Annotated in this window: 14 protein-coding genes and 1 tRNA gene; 7 read left to right on the plus strand and 8 right to left on the minus strand. The window is 49.5% G+C overall.

Annotated features, from left to right (window positions below):
• Positions 1-227 precede the first annotated feature (227 nt).
• From JHD74_RS08560 to JHD74_RS08590, 7 genes are all read left to right on the plus strand, one after another.
• On the plus strand, positions 228-2,927 hold the full coding sequence (locus JHD74_RS08560; protein WP_233169483.1) for a glycoside hydrolase family 32 protein: 2,700 nt from the start codon (positions 228-230) through the stop codon (positions 2,925-2,927).
• 764 nt (positions 2,928-3,691) lie between these two features.
• Complete coding sequence (locus JHD74_RS08565) at positions 3,692-5,302, plus strand: ABC transporter permease subunit (RefSeq protein WP_233169484.1); 1,611 nt, start codon at positions 3,692-3,694, stop codon at positions 5,300-5,302.
• A gap of 14 nt (positions 5,303-5,316) precedes the next feature.
• Positions 5,317-6,108, plus strand: a complete 792-nt coding sequence (locus tag JHD74_RS08570) for an ABC transporter ATP-binding protein (RefSeq protein ID WP_074028114.1) — start codon at positions 5,317-5,319, stop codon at positions 6,106-6,108.
• Between the two features lie 46 nt (positions 6,109-6,154).
• The gene (locus JHD74_RS08575; RefSeq protein ID WP_199062443.1) at positions 6,155-7,231 is read left to right on the plus strand and encodes a porin; all 1,077 of its coding nucleotides are present in this window, start codon (positions 6,155-6,157) and stop codon (positions 7,229-7,231) included.
• A 774-nt stretch (positions 7,232-8,005) separates the two neighbouring features.
• On the plus strand, positions 8,006-8,791 hold the full coding sequence (locus JHD74_RS08580) for an ABC transporter ATP-binding protein (RefSeq protein ID WP_233169485.1): 786 nt from the start codon (positions 8,006-8,008) through the stop codon (positions 8,789-8,791).
• Positions 8,792-8,957: 166 nt separating this feature from the next.
• Positions 8,958-9,650 (plus strand): MgtC/SapB family protein, encoded by a 693-nt coding sequence (locus JHD74_RS08585; RefSeq protein WP_143182182.1) that lies wholly within the window; start codon positions 8,958-8,960, stop codon positions 9,648-9,650.
• Between the two features lie 59 nt (positions 9,651-9,709).
• On the plus strand, positions 9,710-10,585 hold the full coding sequence (locus JHD74_RS08590; protein ID WP_199062410.1) for a LysR family transcriptional regulator: 876 nt from the start codon (positions 9,710-9,712) through the stop codon (positions 10,583-10,585).
• 232 nt (positions 10,586-10,817) lie between these two features.
• Here JHD74_RS08590 and JHD74_RS08595 read toward each other — a convergent pair whose 3' ends face one another.
• The 8 genes from JHD74_RS08595 to JHD74_RS08630 all read right to left on the minus strand — a co-directional run bounded on the left by JHD74_RS08595 (position 10,818) and on the right by JHD74_RS08630 (position 18,843).
• A complete protein-coding gene (locus JHD74_RS08595) occupies positions 10,818-11,837 on the minus strand; it encodes a LacI family DNA-binding transcriptional regulator (RefSeq protein ID WP_024530047.1) in 1,020 nt (339 codons plus the stop codon).
• A 163-nt stretch (positions 11,838-12,000) separates the two neighbouring features.
• Positions 12,001-13,353, minus strand: coding sequence for an MFS transporter (locus JHD74_RS08600; protein ID WP_024530046.1), 1,353 nt, complete (start codon positions 13,351-13,353; stop codon positions 12,001-12,003).
• A 111-nt stretch (positions 13,354-13,464) separates the two neighbouring features.
• Positions 13,465-14,508 (minus strand): exo-alpha-sialidase, encoded by a 1,044-nt coding sequence (locus tag JHD74_RS08605; protein ID WP_199062411.1) that lies wholly within the window; start codon positions 14,506-14,508, stop codon positions 13,465-13,467.
• Positions 14,509-14,522: 14 nt separating this feature from the next.
• A complete protein-coding gene (locus JHD74_RS08610) occupies positions 14,523-15,461 on the minus strand; it encodes a dihydrodipicolinate synthase family protein (protein WP_199062412.1) in 939 nt (312 codons plus the stop codon).
• Between the two features lie 10 nt (positions 15,462-15,471).
• Complete coding sequence (locus JHD74_RS08615) at positions 15,472-17,118, minus strand: signal transduction protein (RefSeq protein WP_024530043.1); 1,647 nt, start codon at positions 17,116-17,118, stop codon at positions 15,472-15,474.
• Between the two features lie 654 nt (positions 17,119-17,772).
• Positions 17,773-17,860 (minus strand) — tRNA-Ser (locus JHD74_RS08620).
• 157 nt (positions 17,861-18,017) lie between these two features.
• Complete coding sequence (gene osmE, locus JHD74_RS08625; protein WP_199062413.1) at positions 18,018-18,347, minus strand: osmotically-inducible lipoprotein OsmE; 330 nt, start codon at positions 18,345-18,347, stop codon at positions 18,018-18,020.
• A gap of 79 nt (positions 18,348-18,426) precedes the next feature.
• A complete protein-coding gene (locus tag JHD74_RS08630; protein ID WP_024530041.1) occupies positions 18,427-18,843 on the minus strand; it encodes a VOC family protein in 417 nt (138 codons plus the stop codon).
• Between the last annotated feature and the right edge of the window lie 110 nt (positions 18,844-18,953).

Here is an 18,953-nt window from a genome sequence, read left to right on the forward strand (position 1 = left end):
CCCCCCCCCCCCCCCCCCCCCCCCCCCCCCCCCCCCCCCCCCCCCCCCCCCCCTTTTAGATGTGTATAAGAGACAGGTCTTATTTATAAGAAAGCTGAATCGTTTCAATTTTAAAGCAAAAAAACGCGTTAGATATAATATTTATATAATATAAGTTAAATACAATGAGCGGGTGGATATATTGTTCCCCCTCGTCCATTTTTAACAAAATTACTACAAGGAACGTTATGTCTTACGGTCATCCTATGAAAAAAAAACTTTCCCCTGGGTTAATCATCGCAGTCAGTGCCACACTGCTTTACGGTTGCGATAACTCAACTAACAGTAATCTCCCAAACGATGATAAGCATGTTCAATCCTCTTACCTGGAAAAGTATCGACCTCAATTACAATATACCGCAGCTAAAAACTGGCAAAACGATCCTAACGGATTAGTTTATTACGATGGGGAATATCATCTTTTTTATCAATACAACCCTAACGGTAATGGCTGGGGCGACATGTCCTGGGGCCATGCGATCAGCACCGATCTGGTACATTGGGAAGAGCTACCCGTGGCTTTAGCCGTTGAGAAAGATGCTGAGGGAAAGGCAACTCAGATGTTTTTCTCTGGTAGTGCTGTCGTCGATATCGATAACACCAGCGGCTTGGGTGAGCCAGGCAAACCCGCCATGATAGCCATGTATACCAGCTATTATCCGGCAAGTATGACATTGGCAAACGGTAAAACCGTTGAGGCAGGCACTCAGGCACAATCTCTCGCTTATAGCCTGGATAAAGGCCGCACTTGGCAGTTGTATGCCAATAATCCAGTATTGCCTTTGCCACCAACCGGCTATGAAGATCAATTCCGAGAGTTCCGCGATCCTAAAATGTTCTGGTTCGAACCGGAAAAAAAATGGGTAATGGTCGCAGTACTCGCCACCCAGCATAAAGCAGTCCTGTATTCTTCTAAAAATCTACGCGAATGGGAGTTTATGAGTGAATTCGGGCCAATAAATGCCACTGCTGGCGTGTGGGAGTGCCCTGATTTATTCGAACTCCCCGTCGATGGTGATCCCGCAAACAGGAAGTGGGTGATGGTCATCAATCTTAACCCTGGTGGGCCGGTTGGCGGTTCGGGCTCGCAGTATTTTGTCGGTAATTTTAACGGTACCACCTTTGAGGCTGATGACAACAGTGTCTTTGACAGCACACCTCCAGAAGGCGCCGTTGTTGAGAACTTCGAAGGTGACTATAACTCACTGGGATGGACCGCAACGGGAGATCTGGTTGATAGCTATGTATCGCAAGGTAATAATCCAGGTCAGAATGGAGTAAGCCTTTATCAGGGTGAGAAGTTGCTGAATACCTTCGTCAATGGTGACGCGGCAATCGGCACCGTAACGTCCCCGACGTTTAAAATTACCGATAACTATATCAACCTTATGGTTGGCGGAGGCAACCATCCCCACGTTGCTGACAGTACCCTGAAAACCGAATTGCCAGCGGGAGATCTATTGTTCTCAGGTGCAGATTTTGAAGGTGATGAAAAGGTGACCTATAGTCAACTCGGATGGACAGCTGAAGGTGATTTTGTCAATCAGCAGGTTGCCACTGGCACCATTGGCGATCAGCAGCAAGTCACCGGCTTCCTGGGTTCACACCTGGTAAACAGCTTTTTTGGCAAATTAATCAATAAAGAAGATGGAGATTCGGCAATAGGAACATTGACCTCTCCCGCGTTTACCCTTGAAAAACCCTATATCAACTTCCTGATCGGCGGCGGCAATAATCCCTATGGCAAAAGTGGGGCTACTGCGGTGGTGCTGTTGGTAAATGGAGAGGTCATGCGGAGCGCAACCGGAAATGGCAGCGAAGCCCTGAACTGGGTCAATTGGGATGTCGCCGAATATCAAGGGCAGCAGGCCAGGATCGCCATTATTGATGACAACAGCGGCGGCTGGGGCCATATTCTGGCCGACCACTTTATTGCCTCAGATCTACCGGCTAAACCGATTTCATCCGAAACCACGGTAAATCTGCTGGTTAATGACAACATCATCTATAGCGAGACTGGCTCAAATTCTGAAGCCCTTGGCTGGCGGTCGTGGAACGTCGCATCACTCAAAGGGGAGAATGCTCAAATCCAGGTTATTGATAATAATACCGGTGGCTGGGGTCATATACTGGTTGACCAAATCCTCTTATCTGACCAACCAAAACAAACCGCCAACTGGGCAGATTTTGGCTCCGATTTCTATGCTGCCGTTTCCTGGAACGGCGCTCCTGATGGTAAACGTTATTGGGCCGGTTGGATAAGCAATTGGGATTATGCCGGTAGTATACCCACCACTCCTTGGCGCGGTGGACAGACCTTGGTCAGAGAGTTGAAGCTGCAAACGGTGGGGGACCACGTCAAACTCACCCAGGCCCCGGTTGAAAGCATGACAAGCCTGCGTGGTAAACCGCTCTACCAGTTAAAAGAAGAGACGGTGCTCTCGGCAGGAGACACTCTGTTGGCAGATGCTGATGTGCAAGGACAAGTGTATGAAATAGAGGCGCAATTGAAACCGGAGCATGCTACAGAAGTCGGTTTCAAAGTCCGTAAAGGTGCACAGGGTGAAGAAACCCTCATCGGTTATGATGCAGTGGCAGGCGAACTCTATCTGGATCGGACAAAATCGGGTGAAAGCACATTCTTTTCAGGCTTTGCTGCCAAACACCGCGCCCCACTGCCACTTTCAGATGACGGCATACTGAAATTACGCATTATTGTTGATACATCCTCAGTCACCGTTTTTTCCGGTAAAGGTGAAGTAGTTCTGACCGATCTGATATTTCCCGATCCTTCCAGCACAGGCATTGAGGTTTACAGCCAAGGCAACTCAGCGACGATTGCTACGATGACCATCTGGCCGCTGAAATCAATTTGGGCTGATAAGTAGCCCTGCCCCCGCCCCCCCGAGCTTCCTGGAAGCTCGGGGGTAATTCATAATGTTGCGGTGCCCCTTCCGTCAAGAAGAATCGTAACTCAAAGAAAATTAATTATATTTACTCAATTTTAAAAAAAACATTCAAATTAACTATATAGGCTTCAGTTTTCTGATGTCCTGTCTATCTAACAATATCACCCCCTCATTTTAATTTATGGATATATCGTTTAAAAATGATATTTTCATCCTGTTACATATGTAGTAATGAAAACCATCACATCTACTTGCTATTTATTATGTTCAAGCATTACTATCTCACCGCTTTATTCTCATCACGGGGGCCTTATGGACGATGGAAGTTTTAGTTTTAGCTTAGTACTACTGGCTAAATTTCAGTAATGTAGTTCGTGCTACATTCTGAAATAAACAGAATGTAGACAATCAATCAACGGGTTATCAGCAACGGCCTGGCACTACCGATGTGCCTTGGCATCTGATAATACCGGCTTGTCATGCCTGTTCCTGTAGTATTCATCGTTCACCATCAGCGTAACAATCAGCAAATTAATTTATCTCAAGCTATATGCTTGTTTAAAACGGAGGCGCTCGGCTTAATTAAGCTGACGTTCCCGCCGGTTTTTTGAGAAATTTATGGGATTGGCATTATGCAAAAAAGCAGAAGTACATCTATTTCTAGAAAGTACTATCTAAATGACCTCATTGTTTTTGTAATAGCATCATTGGTCATCGTCTTTCTTATCCGTGCCTGGGGGGACATGCACGGCTCGTTCGATGAACACAGCGTGGGCACCATTAGTCTGGACACCTGGAATCTTTTCTATTACTCACTAAGAACGACAATGCGGTTTGCGATCGGCATGATTTGGTCATTGTTATTTTCCATTGTCTTTGCCGTCTTAGCAGCTCGCTATGTGCCATTACGCAGGGTGATATTACCTTTCGTCAACTTTATGGAGTCAGTACCTTTGGTGGGTTTTTTAACCTTCACCACGGTATATTTTCTTGACCTGTACCCACACAGCGTAATGGGGCTGGAGTGTACCGCTATCTTTGCGGTATTTACCGGCCAGGCATGGAATATGATGTTAACGCTGTACCAGACGCTGCGTATCGTTCCAAGTGAACTGGATGAAGCCGCACGCAGTTTCAACTACAATCCATGGCAACGCTTCTGGCGGTTAGAGTTTATCTATTCCGTACCCGGGTTATTGTGGAATGCCATGGTGTCACAATCGGCTGCATGGTTCGCTCTGGTGGCGTCGGAGGCTATCCCGGTCAGCGATAAATCAGTGGAGTTGCCTGGTGTAGGCTCCTATATTGCCGAAGCGCTGGCGCAGCAAAACCTGCACGCTATTCTGTTTGCCGTGATCACATTGGCAGCCAATATTATCGTGCTCGACCAATTGGTTTTCCGCCCGTTGGTTCGCTATACCTCCCGTTTCAAATACGAAGATGTTACCGCCAATAAAACAGAGGGCAGCTCATGGTTTTATAACTGTCTGAGCGATTCCCATATAGGATCAATGTTGTCAGCAGCCCTGCGTATGCTGGCTGATTTATGGCTGTTTAAACTGCCGCAGATCTGGTACGGCCTTGGCTTGCACAAGCTGTTTCGTATCACCGCCAAAGCCAACTGGCTGTGGCGCAGTACTTGGTATCTCGCGGTGGTCATGGCCTGTGCCTGGTTCGGTTATCAACTGTGGGAGTATTTCCCAAAGCAATACTTCGCCATGATGCCTGAATGGATGCTGCTGACGACTGCGCGTGTAGTGGCTGCAATGGTGCTCAGTATCGTGATTTTCACCCCACTCGGCGTCTGGATAGGTATGAATCCACGCCTGGTGAAATTCTTCCAACCGATCATTCAAATCCTGGCTGCTATCCCGCCGAATATTTTCTATCCTCTGATCGCCGCTTTTATCGCTGTTTATCATCAGGACCTTGGCTGGTGGGCGATTCCAATGATCATGCTCGGCACGCAGTGGTACGTGTTGTTTAACGTCATTGCTGGCGTCACGGCAATCCCATCACATATCACCGAAGTCAGCGAAACCTTCGGTTTACGGAGTTTCAAATGGTGGCGTTACTATATGCTGCCCGCGATTTTCCCCTACATCGTTACCGGCATTATTTCTGCAGCAGGCGGTGCCTGGAATAGCGCCATTGCAGCAGAGGTCATTCAGTGGGGAGCTACCACGATCAGTACTACCGGGCTAGGCGCTTTTATTTCAGTCGTGACCGATGCTGGTAAAAACCCGGAATCCGCGCTGGGCTGTGCTGCCATGTGCTCGCTGGTGGCGTTATGCGTAATCTTTATCTGGCAGCCGCTGTATCGCGTAGCAGAAACCAAATTCAAATATGATTAACGTGGGAAAATTAAATGACTATTCAAGAAGTGGTGCTCAGCGCCAAGCAGGTAAACAAAGCCTTCATTGGAGAAAACAAGCTCCCTAAGGAAGTTCTGCGCGACGTGAATCTGAATATTCACAAGGGTGAATTCGTTACGATCCTTGGGCAGTCAGGTTCTGGTAAATCAACGTTGATGCGCATATTTGCCGGCCTTATTTTCCCTGATACCGGCACGGTATCGCTGGCTGGAAAACCTATCGAAGGACCCGATGCCGATATCAGCATGGTATTCCAGTCTTATGCTCTTTATCCGTGGCTCACAGTGTATGACAACATCGCCTTTGGCCTGCTCGCGCAAGACTTGCCAGCGCCCTTGATCGACAAAAAGCTGAAAGCATTACTCACGCTGGTTGGCTTGAATGGGTATGAGAAAGCCTGGCCCCGTGAACTTTCCGGTGGTATGCGCCAGCGCGTAGGTTTTGCCCGAGCATTAGCCGTGGAGCCCAAAGTTTTACTGTTGGATGAACCCTTTTCTTCTCTTGATATCTTCACCGCGCAGAAACTGCGGATGGATTTAATGAATATCTGGACGAGCAAAAAAAATAATACCAGCGCCATCGTCATGGTGAGCCATGACATAGAAGAAGCGGTCATGATGTCCGATCGAGTCGTCATTATGGATGCCAATAGCCGACAGATCACCGATGAGATCGTTATCGACAGACCACGAGGATCACGGGGCAGGCAGAATATGGCATCCATTATTGATGAAACCAGCGATCGTTTGTATAAGAAAATTGCGATATCACAAAAAGCGTCATAACTTTCAACGTATTTATTAACATCAGGTTATTGAAATGAAAAATAAAATGCACTTGGCTGTATTGGGGCTACTATTGCCAGTAGCCAGCACCACGTTGGCCGCAGAAATCGTAAATAAAGACGGCAATAAATTGGATTTATATGGGCAGATTAATGGCGTTCATTATTTCAGTGATAATGCTGGCAGCAGCGGGGATCAGTCCTACACTCGCTTTGGCTTTAAAGGTGAAACACAAATTAATGATGACATCATAGGATACGGCCAATGGGAATATCAGATTGGGCTGAACGAAGCGGAAAACGGCGAGCAAAGTGGTAACTATACGCGGTTGGGTTTTGCCGGGGTGAAATTCGGCCCGTTTGGCAGCATCAGCTATGGGCGCAACTACGGTTTACTCTATGATGTTGGCAGCTGGACCGATGTATTACCCGAGTTTGGTAATGACAGTTATGAAGCTGCCGATAACTTTATGACCAGTCGGGGCAACGGTATGTTGACCTATCATAATCAGGGTTTGGGGGGGATTATTGATGGCCTGAATATCGGCATGCAATATCAGGGAAAGAATCGGGGGGACGACGCTCATCGCACGCAAGACCTACAGACACAAAACGGCGACGGATATTCCTTCTCCGCAACCTACGACATGGGTTGGGGACTGAGCGCTGGCGGTGCCTACGCCAATTCGGATCGTACACAGGCACAGCGTAGTTTTGGTCTGGCCAATGGCGATCGTGCCAGAGCCTGGACTCTGGGCCTGAAGTACGATCGGGATAACCTCTATCTGGCAGCAAACTATACCCGCACTCAGAACATGACCTACGTGGATGGTGGCAACTACACCGGCTTTGCACCAAAGGCCGATGCCGTCGAGGCCGTGGCGCAGTATCACTTTGATTCTGGCATCACCCCTTCTCTTGCCTATTTGCAATCACGTGGGCGTGACCTGCCTGGCATCGGTGATACCGATCTGGTCAAGTATATAGATATGGCGCTGGGTTATAGCTTCAATGCCAATATGTCGACCTATGTTGAGTACAAACTGAACCTGCTGGATAAACACAATGCGGCCGGTTTAAGTGCTGATGATGTCGTCGAGACGGGGATTATGTACCAGTTCTGAGAAGTTAAGCACTGAAACACATGCCCAATGAGGTTTGGCCTCATTGGGCTTTTTTATCGTTTTTGAACGGATAAAAGGCAGCAAGCGGACAGATGAATGAAAGTTAAAAACAGTGAATACAATCATGCTAGCCGTTTTTTCTGCACTCCGCATTGCCAATCGGCATTTCCCTCTGAAATTATAGTATTTATCATAGCGAAGCCAAAGATAATAATCACCACATTGACTGCATTGCAATCATTTAACGGTTTAGTTTCACTTCCATTTCTTCGGGATTTATAGCCAGCCACGTATTTAAACTACAACCTCGTTGACGCTATGTTTAGTTTAAACAACCCTTGCGACACCCATTAATATTAAATTACATTTTGCAGTTTTAAAACACCACTCAGTTATTGAGCTTCCAGAGCCTTGTGGGTACTATGAGACTCCGATTTGATACAGGATAAAATTATGGACACCGACGGTTCGTTATTCATTGGTTTGTTGAGCCTGCTGGAGGCTTAGGCGCAATAGTCATTTTACTGCGTCCTGAATAGTATCCGGATGTGACATACTCACGTCACAACTGCACTTTATTCTTACTTCCTTCAGCGCCTTATACTAGGCGATCCCTAGCTGACAGCACCACTCAATAGCCAGAATTCAACTTATTAATCAGACCAATAAGGCCGCTGGCATTCTCCCGTGTAAATTTTCACGTCTGGATGTTCCTGTGTAAAACTCAGCGGCATATCCTTTTCGCCAATTTTTAAATATAACCAAGGAAATATGATGGCCAAGAAAAAAGTATTACTTACTGTCAGCAACGTTAGCAAGAGCTTCCAACCTACGGCCAAAAAATCACATTTGGTCCTTAGTGATATCGACCTCAAAGTCTATGACAATGAAGTGATCAGCGTATTAGGAAAGTCCGGATCGGGCAAATCTACCCTACTGCGGATCATCTCAGGTTTGATATCTCCTGATTTTGGTGATGTCATGCTGGGTGAGGACAAAGTCTCAGGCCCTAACCCACAAATCAATATGGTTTTCCAGAACTTTGCTATTTTCCCTTGGTTAACCGTCTATCAAAACATCGCCTTTGGATTGCAGGCACAGCATTATTCCCAAGACACCATCGATAAACAGGTGATAAAAATGCTGAACCTTATTGGTCTGGAAAAGTATCGCAATGCTTTCCCACGAGAACTTTCCGGTGGTATGCGCCAACGGGTAGGGTTTGCCCGTGCGCTCGTCGTCGAACCTGAATTGCTGCTACTGGATGAGCCTTTCTCTTCCCTGGATATTTATACCGGAGAAAATCTGCGCAGTGACCTAATGCAGATTTGGTCGACGCGGCAAATAAAAACTCGCTCCATGATTTTAGTAACCCACAGCGTAACAGAAGCCGTAATGATGTCAGATCGGATTATTTTGCTTGGTTCAGAACCCGCTACCGTTACTGGCAATTATGAAATCACCCTGCGGCGTGAAGAGCGGAACAAACGCTCAATGCAAAGCCTGATCGAAGAAATCAGCGCGGAGCTAAGCCAGCAAATTGCCACTTCGGCCTATTAAAGCCAAGCCCTGTGTAAACGCCGCTGATCCGCGTCTGCCAAGGCATAATATCGAATTTTAATCGCTGACTGGCAGATGAAAAGTCTGCCATTTTAACTACCTGTTTATCAAGAGTTACCTTTTATTCGGTGTTTCATGATAAGCAGATACCATGTTGAGTTTTATCATGCATTTTTTTCAAACATTATTAACGTTGTCAACGGCATCGTTACTTGGCGCAATTATTGGCTATGAAAGACAGTTCCGGCAACGCACCGCCGGGTTACGCACCAATACGCTTGTTGCCACCAGCGCAGCTATTTTTGTACATCTGGCTATGACCATTGATGGCAGTGGGGGTGCGGTAAGAGTGATTTCTTATGTGGTTTCTGGCGTCGGTTTTCTTGGGGCCGGGGCAATCATGAAAGAAGGAATGAATATCCGTGGCCTGAACACAGCGGCTACGCTTTGGGGGTCGGCAGCCGTTGGTACCTGTGCGGGTTGTGCATTATATGGAGATGCACTGGCCGCTACCTTATACGTGCTGGCTGCCAACACACTGCTGCGCCCGATCGTCAATATGGTCAACAAGCAACCCTTCAGCGATGTTAACGGTGAATCTACCTACCAGATCTGCGTTATTGCATTTGAACACGAGCAGCGCGAAGCGTTAGCCAAATTCAAGCAGGTGATGCAAGCCGAAAACTGCTTTATCTCGCACCTGGATATCGAGCCTTTTGGCGATGATGACGTGGAGATCACCGCAACTCTCATGCCCGCCTCTGTCACTACTACGGTACTTGATAAAACCGTCAATACTTTACTTGGCGATAGCATGATGAAGCAGGCCTATTATAGCCGAATTTGTGGCTCTGGTTAAAAAACGTCATGCAGGCCCCTTTTACACAGCTGATTAAAATATGAATGAAGAGACTTATTATGAAAAGTATGCCGAAATTATCTCACCTGACTACCTTTAAAGAAATTGTTTATTGCGGTAGTTTACATGAAACATCAAAAAAACTGGCTATTTCACAACCGACACTCAGCCGTATTATTAAAGAACTTGAAGAAAATATTGGATCGCGTCTATTGGAACGCAGCAACCGTGGTGTTCGGCTCACGGCGGTAGGTGAAGCTTTTTTTCAACGCATTGACGCTATCACCAATGAGTTAAGAAATACCATTTATGAATTCCGTGGACTGCAAGAAACCGGAGAGAAATTCTTGCGCCTTGGCATGAGCACCTATCCATTGCTATGCTATCTCCCCGACGCCCTTGAGATCTTTAATCAGCGTTATCCACACACCCGTATTGTCGTGATTGAGGATTGCCCCGAAGGGTTGGTCGCCAAGTTGAGAAATAACGAATTGGATCTGGTGGTCTGTAACCTCAGCGAGGGGATTAACTGTGTCGATCTGGTAACGCAGGACTTTAAGTGTGAAACGTTTTCGCTTTATCAAGGGAACAATCAATCCCCTGATGACCTGCCGCTGGACAAAACCAAGTGGGTAGTCCCACATTCCTGTACTGCTGGCCGTTTAGCAATGCAAGACTCCTCTTTCCCGTGCACGCAGCAGGGTCATGTCGTGGAAACTGATTCTTTCCTCGCCACCTGGTGCCTAGTGAAACAACAGGGTTATCGCGCGCTATTAAGCGATCGTATCGTGACACAATACAGCCCGCAGCTGAACCTCAAGAAAATATCTGCTGAAGATATCAATATCAGCGCATGCTTTTATATTATTCAACGTGACGAGCCCATGACATCATCCATTACTAACGATTTTACCGAGATCCTGATGGCGATGTGAACGACAGGTAAACGTCCTCTTCCAGTTGGCTTTGTTGATTAAATCGAACTTCTGACTGCAATCAGGATCAGAACACCACATTCCTGATCCTGTAGCGGTGTCCCGTGGCAAAAAATTTAAAAACAACAACTGGGCGGCCTACAACAGAACTCTCGTCAATCTGGGGGCATTAATGAGGTTAATGTTGCCTAACGCCGCGGCGTTCACCGTTAAATAATGGCACGCCTAAAAGTTAAACCTCTCGGCTTTGGTTGGCTCGCTGTCGGTGTAGCAGCGTCATGGGGATAATCGCCCGCTGACTTTGCCCTTCTCCTTTTAACGCCTGCTGCATGGCTCCAAACGCCTTTTCGACCCAGGCATCCTCATTTTGGCGTACCGACCAGATGTTATTGGATAAAAATCCTAGCATCGGGTGTTCGTCGAAAGTTCCAATATTAATTTCCGAAGGAATATAGCCAAAATGCGAGCGCAGCACGCTTAATGCCCCTTCCAGCACCGGCAGCGAGGAAGCAATAAACGCAGGCGGCGCTGAGTGATGATGTTCCAGAAAAGTACGCATCAGCATTTCGCCATCTTCCCGGCGGTTATGCGCCGCCTCCATTATCCATTGGCGCGTATCTGCAATACCTCGCGTAGCCAGCACCGCCTCATAGCCACTCATACGCTCTTTGATCGTCGGTTGGCCGACGTCACCGGCCATGAAAAACAGTGGCATCTGGCCCGCGTCAAACATCGCTTCGGTCAGCGCGGCGCTGCCGCGCTGATTATCACTCACCACCAGCGATACGTCGGGTATGCCAAAGTCTCGGTCCAGCAATACCAAAGGTTTGGTTGAGCGTTTCATATGGTGTTTCTGCGATTGCAGCGAGGAAGGCACCACAAACAAGCCGTCCACGTTGCGTGCTACCAAGGCTTCCACCAGCCTGTTCTCATGTTTCAAATCGCTATAGGTACAGCAGATCATCAATTGATAGCCCGCCTCACGGCAGCGGATTTCCAGTTTTTCGGCCAGCGTTGAGAAAAATACGTTAGATAACCGTGGAATGATTAACCCAAGCGTTTCGGTTTTATTCAGTTTGAGGCTGCGAGCCGTATGGTTAACGGTGTAGCCATGTTCGGCCACGTATGCATTGATGCGAGCCTGGGTCTTGCTGCTGATACGGTATTGTTGCGCTTTATTATTCAGCACCAGACGGACGGTTGTGATGGAGATATTCAGTGCAGTGGCAATTTGCTCTACTGTTTTAGCCATGAGCAACAGCATCCATGAAAAACAATCAAGAACTCTAGTCTATCAGACTTAGCTACTTCGAGTCAGCGCGGGATCTAGTGGTATGAGCAAACACCGGCGGGGCACAAATTGGTGGTTGAAAGATACCTGCCAGAGCGGCGTAATCGCCCTGGCAGGTTGCGGATTACAGCGTATCTTTCGTCAGATCACGTCTGGAGGTTTCTGGCGCCCGCCAGGCGGCATAGGCCGCTACCAGTGCCGCAATGACCACATAGCAGGCAACCAGCGTCCAGTCATTGTTATCGATTGCCGTTAATCCTTTAGCAATAAACGGCGTGAAGCCTCCGGCAACAATGGCCCCCAGCTGTGCGCCAATCGATGCCCCGCTGTAACGGACTTTTGGGCCAAACAGCTCCGTGAAGAAAGAAGGCTGTACGGCGTTAATCGAGTTATGGGCAATGTTAATCAGCAGGATATAGCCCAGCACCATCAGTACGAAAGAGCCGCTTTCCAGTAACCAGAAGAAGGGGAAGGCCATTGCTGCGGCAAAGAGTGCACCGAAAATGTATACCGGGCGTCGGCCAACCTTATCGGACAAAGCGCCGAACAGCATATGCATCGGGAACGCCAGCACGCAGGTGGACATAATCACGTTCAGCATGGTCTGTTTATCGACCCCAAGCTGAGTGGTAGCGTAGGACACTGCAAATACCGTGGTCATGAAGAACGGCACGCTTTCGGCGAAGCGCAGCACCATAATCAGCAGAATACTGCGCCACTGGTCGCGGACCACCGTGATCACCGGGCTCTCTTCTTTTTGCACAACCTTTTTCGGATTCAATTTCTGCTGTCTTTGCACTTCCTGGAACACCGGCGTTTCATCCAGGCGACGGCGCATGTACATGCCCACCAGCACCAAAACGACGCTCAGCATAAATGGAATACGCCATCCCCAGGACAACAGCTGTTCTTCCGGTAACTGGGTCACTAGCGCAAATATCCCGGTAGCCAGTAACTGACCAGAGAACCCCCCGGTCTGTGGGATTGAACCGAGCAGCCCACGGCGATTGGCGGGAGCACTCTCGACCACCATCAACATCGCACCGCCCCATTCACCACCGACCAGAAAACCCTGTACGAAGCGCAGCACCACCAGCAAAATCGGTGCCCAGATCCCGATACTGTTATATGAGGGCAGGCAACCAATCAGGAAGGTCGCAGCCCCCATACCGCCCAGCGTGATTAACAGGGTAATTTTACGCCCGAGCGTATCCCCCATGTGACCGAAGAATACTCCGCCCAGCGGGCGGGCAACAAAGCCCACCCCGAAGGTGGCGAAAGAGGCCAGCATCGCGGTCAGAGGGCTGACGTTGGGGAAGAAAACCTTACTGAAAACTAACGCACTCGCCAGGCCATACAGCAGGAAATCATAGTATTCGATGGTGTTACCAATCCAGCTAGACACCACTACGCGGCGAATACTGGATTTATCCAGTACGGCTTTTTGTGTTACAGGCATATCCAGAGAAACTGACATGGCATACTACCTCATTGAGTCGCGCCAGAACGTTTTAGGCACTCTGGCGTCACCGCACTGCTTACAGCCGGCGAATGTTGTAGGGTACTGTTATGGTTCGTCCGGGCTGCTTCAAGCCAGATGCAATGCGCAGTAGACGATATTTTTTCGGTTCCAGGTGTAAGTGAGGTGCAAAGTATCCCCCTCAAAAATGATTGCGGGGTAAGAAAACTCCCCTTCCCCGCTCTCTACATCCAGCGGGGTTGACCAGTGCTCACCGTTATCAAACGACAGACTGAGTGAAATCGGGAAACGCCGACCCCAATTGCCTTCGATCGGGTTATAGGCAAGTACCAGGACGCCCTGAGCCGCGCGTACCAGATCGATACCGCTGTTATTATTGGGCAGGCAGGTAGCGTAGGCCGCGCACCAACTTTTACCGTTATCCGTAGAATCACTGCGATAAACGCGCCCGCGAGTGCTACGCATCAACATATGAATATGTCCTGCGGCCGATTCCCACAGCGAAGGTTGAATCACCCCATCCCACTGAAAAACCCTTTCAAGATCGTTTTCCCATAGGGCATCGGCCTGTAACCCTTGCCATAGCTGACTGTCATCATGGCTGGCCTGCTGTTGATGCTTAATGGGCACCTGAACCATCTGCCAGTGCTGGCCCCCATCTTCACTACGATCGACAAAGGCATCCCAATGGCGATCGTCTTCGGTTGACCCTGGTGCCAACCAACACCCGTCGCTGGTCACCAACAATTTGTTTTTCACCGGCCCGCGTGGCAAAGCATCCCTCTTGACCAATTCCGCGGGTGCGCTCCAGGTAACGCCGTCATCCGATGATTTCACACAGCGGGTCTTCCATTCATGGACATTGGGGCCGACTTTATAAAACAGCCAGATATCTCCCTGTTGTTTGTGCAGTACAGGATTCCAGTGTGCCAATCCCTCGCTGAAAATGGTTCTCTGCGGTGTCTGCCATACTCCCTGGTGTTGCCGCGATAGCCAGATAGCCGTATCGCTACTACCTTCTTTCTGCCCGGCAAAATAAGCCACCAGCACGTCACCACTAGTTAAGGTAAGTAGCGTTGAGGCATGACAGTTGTTAAAACCCGACCAGTCTTGAGGCAATAAAAATTGCTGAACCCTGAGTGTCAAAGACATAGCTTTCCCCGTCATCAAAGCTGTAAATGAATTTGCAACATTTCGCCGAGCCGCAGCATGCTGTTAATCGCTTCGGGATAAAAACTTTCCGGATACGATTGGCTATTTTTAGAGCGGCAAGCGATGGCGCTGAAATTACCTATCTGTTGCTGATAAAACTTGGCGCACACCGGATAATCGAGATTCTCGACCAACGCAGCGGTAGAAAGGTAGTCGGCTAATTGAGCCGCTTTTTCTGGCTCGGCGCGCCAGTGTTCAAACAGCCAGACATATAGCGCAGGATGGAAGTTGGCCATCACCCCGCTATAGGCCTGACACCCGGCCTGCAGTGAGGCCAGTAAGGTCTGACTATTGGCATTGGCCAGATGCAGACGGCTACCCTGGCTTAAGCTCAGCCTTCGCTCAATCACGGGCAACGAACAGCAGGTGTCTTTGATAAAAGTGTAACGCCCGCTGCTGGCACACCAGGCCACCACCTCATCGGATAGCAACCGTTTAAAGGGGTATGGGCACTCGTAAATACCCAGATCTATCTCCTTGGGGAGCGCGGCGGTAAGTTGCTGCAATGAGGCCAATACCTGACTGTCCGGCTCCCCGGCCAGGGCCAGGCGGTTGCTTATCAGAATCTGGCCATCAATCCCCGTCTCACACATGGCGTTGAGCTGTTCCTGTTGCTGGCTGATGCCACTGGCGGTATGGCCAGAAGCCACCACGGGCACACGGCCGTCAACCTTCTCGACAATAAACCTGACTAACTGGCGGGTTTCGCCGTCGCTGAGGAAAAACATTTCGCTCGACTGGCAGGCAGCAAACAGCCCGTGGACGCCCGCATCCAGATACCAGTCCACTAGTTTTTCCAGTGAGCCCCAATCAATTTCCCGCCGTTCGCTAAACGGCGTCAGCATCACGGGCCAGATACCGGTGTACTTCTGTGCTTCAGTTCGCGTTTGCATCATCGTTTCCTTACAGCAATTTGAGAGCATCGCCTGCTACCTGCACGCGGATCCCCTGAGTCAGAGACTGGGCCACAAAAGCCTTGAAGACCTCCGCCAATACCGCTTCCTCTACATAGGCCACCGTCAGGTGATTACTTTGGTGACCCGCCATCAGGTCATCTCGCCCAACGCCGTCCAACACCGCATTCAATAATGGCCACTCGTAGTTGGTTGCCCGCCGACGGCGTTCAAACTCGGCTTCGGGCAGTTCCACCGCGTGGCCGGTACCGATGTGCATAATCACCTCAATGCCCTCATAATGTGCACGCGCCCAGATAAAGCGGCCGCCTTTGCCCTGGCCGGTAATAGTTGAGCCACCATATGGGAAGAACATCGCTGGCTGGCGATAGCCGGTAGCACCGGCGATGCCTCCTTTTAGATGTGCGAACGGCACCGCCCCGGAAATCTCCAGATCCCAATAGAACGTGCCCTGATACTCACTCCCCCAGCGAATATCGTGCAGCGTAGTTTCAGCTGGCATGCCCAACGCATCCAGCAACTGCCACAGCATTGCCTGAGGGATCGCCGTACCCATATCGACTTCGTTGATGCAAGGAATGGCTTTGCCGGGCCAGATGATTTCGCCATTTTCGTCTGGGATAGGGAAACGCTCCGCATTACCGATAGCCCCTTCAGCGAAATCTGACGCCGCACAGCTGTCTTTCAAGCCCTGCTGATATTGCACTCCCACCGCAGCCAGGCCAAAACGCTTAACAAAGCGCGCCATGGCAATCATCATGGCGCATTGCTCCAGCACCTGCTCACGAGTCAGCTCCTGCTGGCTGTCGCTACCCAACTTAAAGTCCATCCCACGGTCTTCATACCACTGCAAACAGGCCTCGCGCAGCGCCTGTGGCACCTTGTTCATCTCGATCAGCAATGCCGATTGTGAAAGTGACTCGATAGGCATACCGATATTCACCATCGCTTGCTGCGGGAATACGCCATTTATCATTCCCATACAGAAAGTATCGAACAGCCCGATAATCGCCTTGTTGCGCAGCAGATATTCCCCTACCTGCCGCCCCTGCTGGCCTGCTACGCTGGCCATCACCGGGTGCGTTGGCTCAATGGGCCGCAAGTAGCCGGTAGGATGACTGACGGCCCCGTTACGTAGCCAGGTTGCCAACCCCTGTTCAAATAAATCGTCGTCAAAATTCACCGACCACAAACGAGAATATTGCTTGCCCAAGCTGGTCAAGCTACCTGCCATACATAGCATGCCAACCAGGCCAGGCCAGGTACCGTCAAAATTTGCCAGCAATAACACCGGACCACGGTGGTGGATCAGTGAAGGGGCGATATGGTGTGAATACTGCCAGGCGGTTAACAGCACGATCACTGGCGCATCAGCATCGATCTGCGCAAACAGGTCACTACCCTGGCGCTGGTTGCTAATAAACCCGTGGCCACGCTGAGCATCTACCGGGTGGGCACGCCGCATACGGTAACCATGCCGCTCCAACGCCGCCTGCAATTTTATTTCAAACTGCTGTTGTACCGGCCAACATGCCAGGTTGGCGGACTCGCGCAGATCGGCGTTTGTCACCATCAGGATCTCTTGGTGTTGGGGCTCAATCGGCGCGGGTGCCGATGGAAGTTTTACTGTCAGCATCTTCGATTCCTTAATATTGATTAGTTAAGCCCATACCTGCATGACATCCGCAGCCAGCTGTTGATGCTGATACATCTGCAAATACAGTTGATATTTTGCCTGCCGGATTTCCTCTTACGACTGTTCCACCACCTTTGTGTGAGGATGAAACTGGCTGATTGGGCGAACAGCAAAGACCAGACGCTCCCCCCTCAGCGTTAAATATCCGCGCTCTGACGCTCGCTCTGCACCGACATCAATTACGATAAAACAGCTGCCGCATTGCTCCCGCCCTCATTGCTAACTCGAGTTAGCAATGTATGACCCAGAGAAAGAACAGACAAAGCCTTTAGATGGAATTTGTGACTCAGTTCATGGTGAATTATTTAATTCATTGATTTGTATTAACTAAAAAATCACGATTAGCAGAAAAACCAGGGGCGGTGATGAGCGGATTTTTATTCAGGATAATTAGTGCGGAAGGACAGTTCTGCGACAGGCGTAAACCAGCTGGCATATGGTGTATTAGCGTATTGGCATAAAGCCCGTAACGGCCCCCTCAAATACCTGCTCAACACAAGGCAAACAAGGGTAACTACAGTCAACATCCAATGGCTTACTCAACATTGCCACAAACGAAAAACCCCAAGCTCTTACGAGCTTGGGGTCTGTATTTGGCGGAAGGACAGAGATTCGAACTCTGGGAGCTGTTACACTCGACGGTTTTCAAGACCGTTGCCTTAAACCACTCGGCCATCCTTCCAATGGGCGCAGATATTAACGGTACCGTTATGAAATGTCTATCGTTTTCACGTAAAAAAATACGTCAAAATGCGCGTTCGCTTAAATTTCAGGCCGATTGTGGTAAAAAAAGCCAGAACCCCGCATCAGCGAGGCTCTTTTGAACACTAAACAGGCCGTTATTTAGGTTGGGTATCGTACTCAGAACAACTCTGATAGCCCTTGTTCATCACGTGGCCGGTGTCGTTGTAGCTGACAAAATAGGTCTGCACTTTGCCATCCCGTGGTGCCACGGCATAGGTATCACAGGTACCCTTCGCATGGATCAGGGTGGCTGAGGTGGATGGCGGCCCGGCAATGGCTCGCACCTGCTGCTTCGTCATCCCGACTTTGACATCGCTTACCACAGGCTCGTTCACATAGCTCGCGGCCCTGTCGTAAGTGGTACACCCAGTAAGTACGGTAAATAGCGCCGCAGAACATACGGTCAAAACCAGTTTCTTTGTCATCGCTTATCTCCTTAGCATGCTTATTGTTATCTAAGTGTAGATGCTAAAAGGCTTTTCTGCCAATAATGCTTTGCCGCCGTTAATAGTTGGCCCAGATACCCGGCGTTACCAGTTCCAACAGGTGGCCATCCGGATCGCGGAAATAAATGCTCTCTGCCCCCTGTTCCCAACGCATACGCCCCTCTATCTCAACACCGTGTTCGGCTAACTGCTGCTCCCACAAGGGTAACTGGGCCTCGCTCACGGCCAAACCAAGATGTTGTGGGCCACTGCCGTCATGAGGGGGAATATAGCCTCCCGGATAGTGAGCACCGTCCAGCGAATCCCCGGCGACAAACAGCAGCAACACGCTTTGATCGGAGATGTTATAGGCCCGGAAACGATCATTTGCGACCATAGCTGGCAGTTGCAATACCTGCTGGTAGAAGGCAGCGGCTCGTTCGATATCATTGACATACAGCACCGTCTCAATCACGCGTTCAATCTTAAGTTCCATAACAACCTCCTGATTTATCAATTTATAAACAGGGTAGACAGGTACGGGCTCAGCAGAATAGCAATCAGTGCCGCGCGAAGATCAATCTGTGCTGCTGGAGAACGGGCAAA

This window comes from Serratia sp. ASV30 (genome assembly GCF_016428815.1).
Lineage (GTDB): Bacteria > Pseudomonadota > Gammaproteobacteria > Enterobacterales > Enterobacteriaceae > Chania > Chania fonticola_C.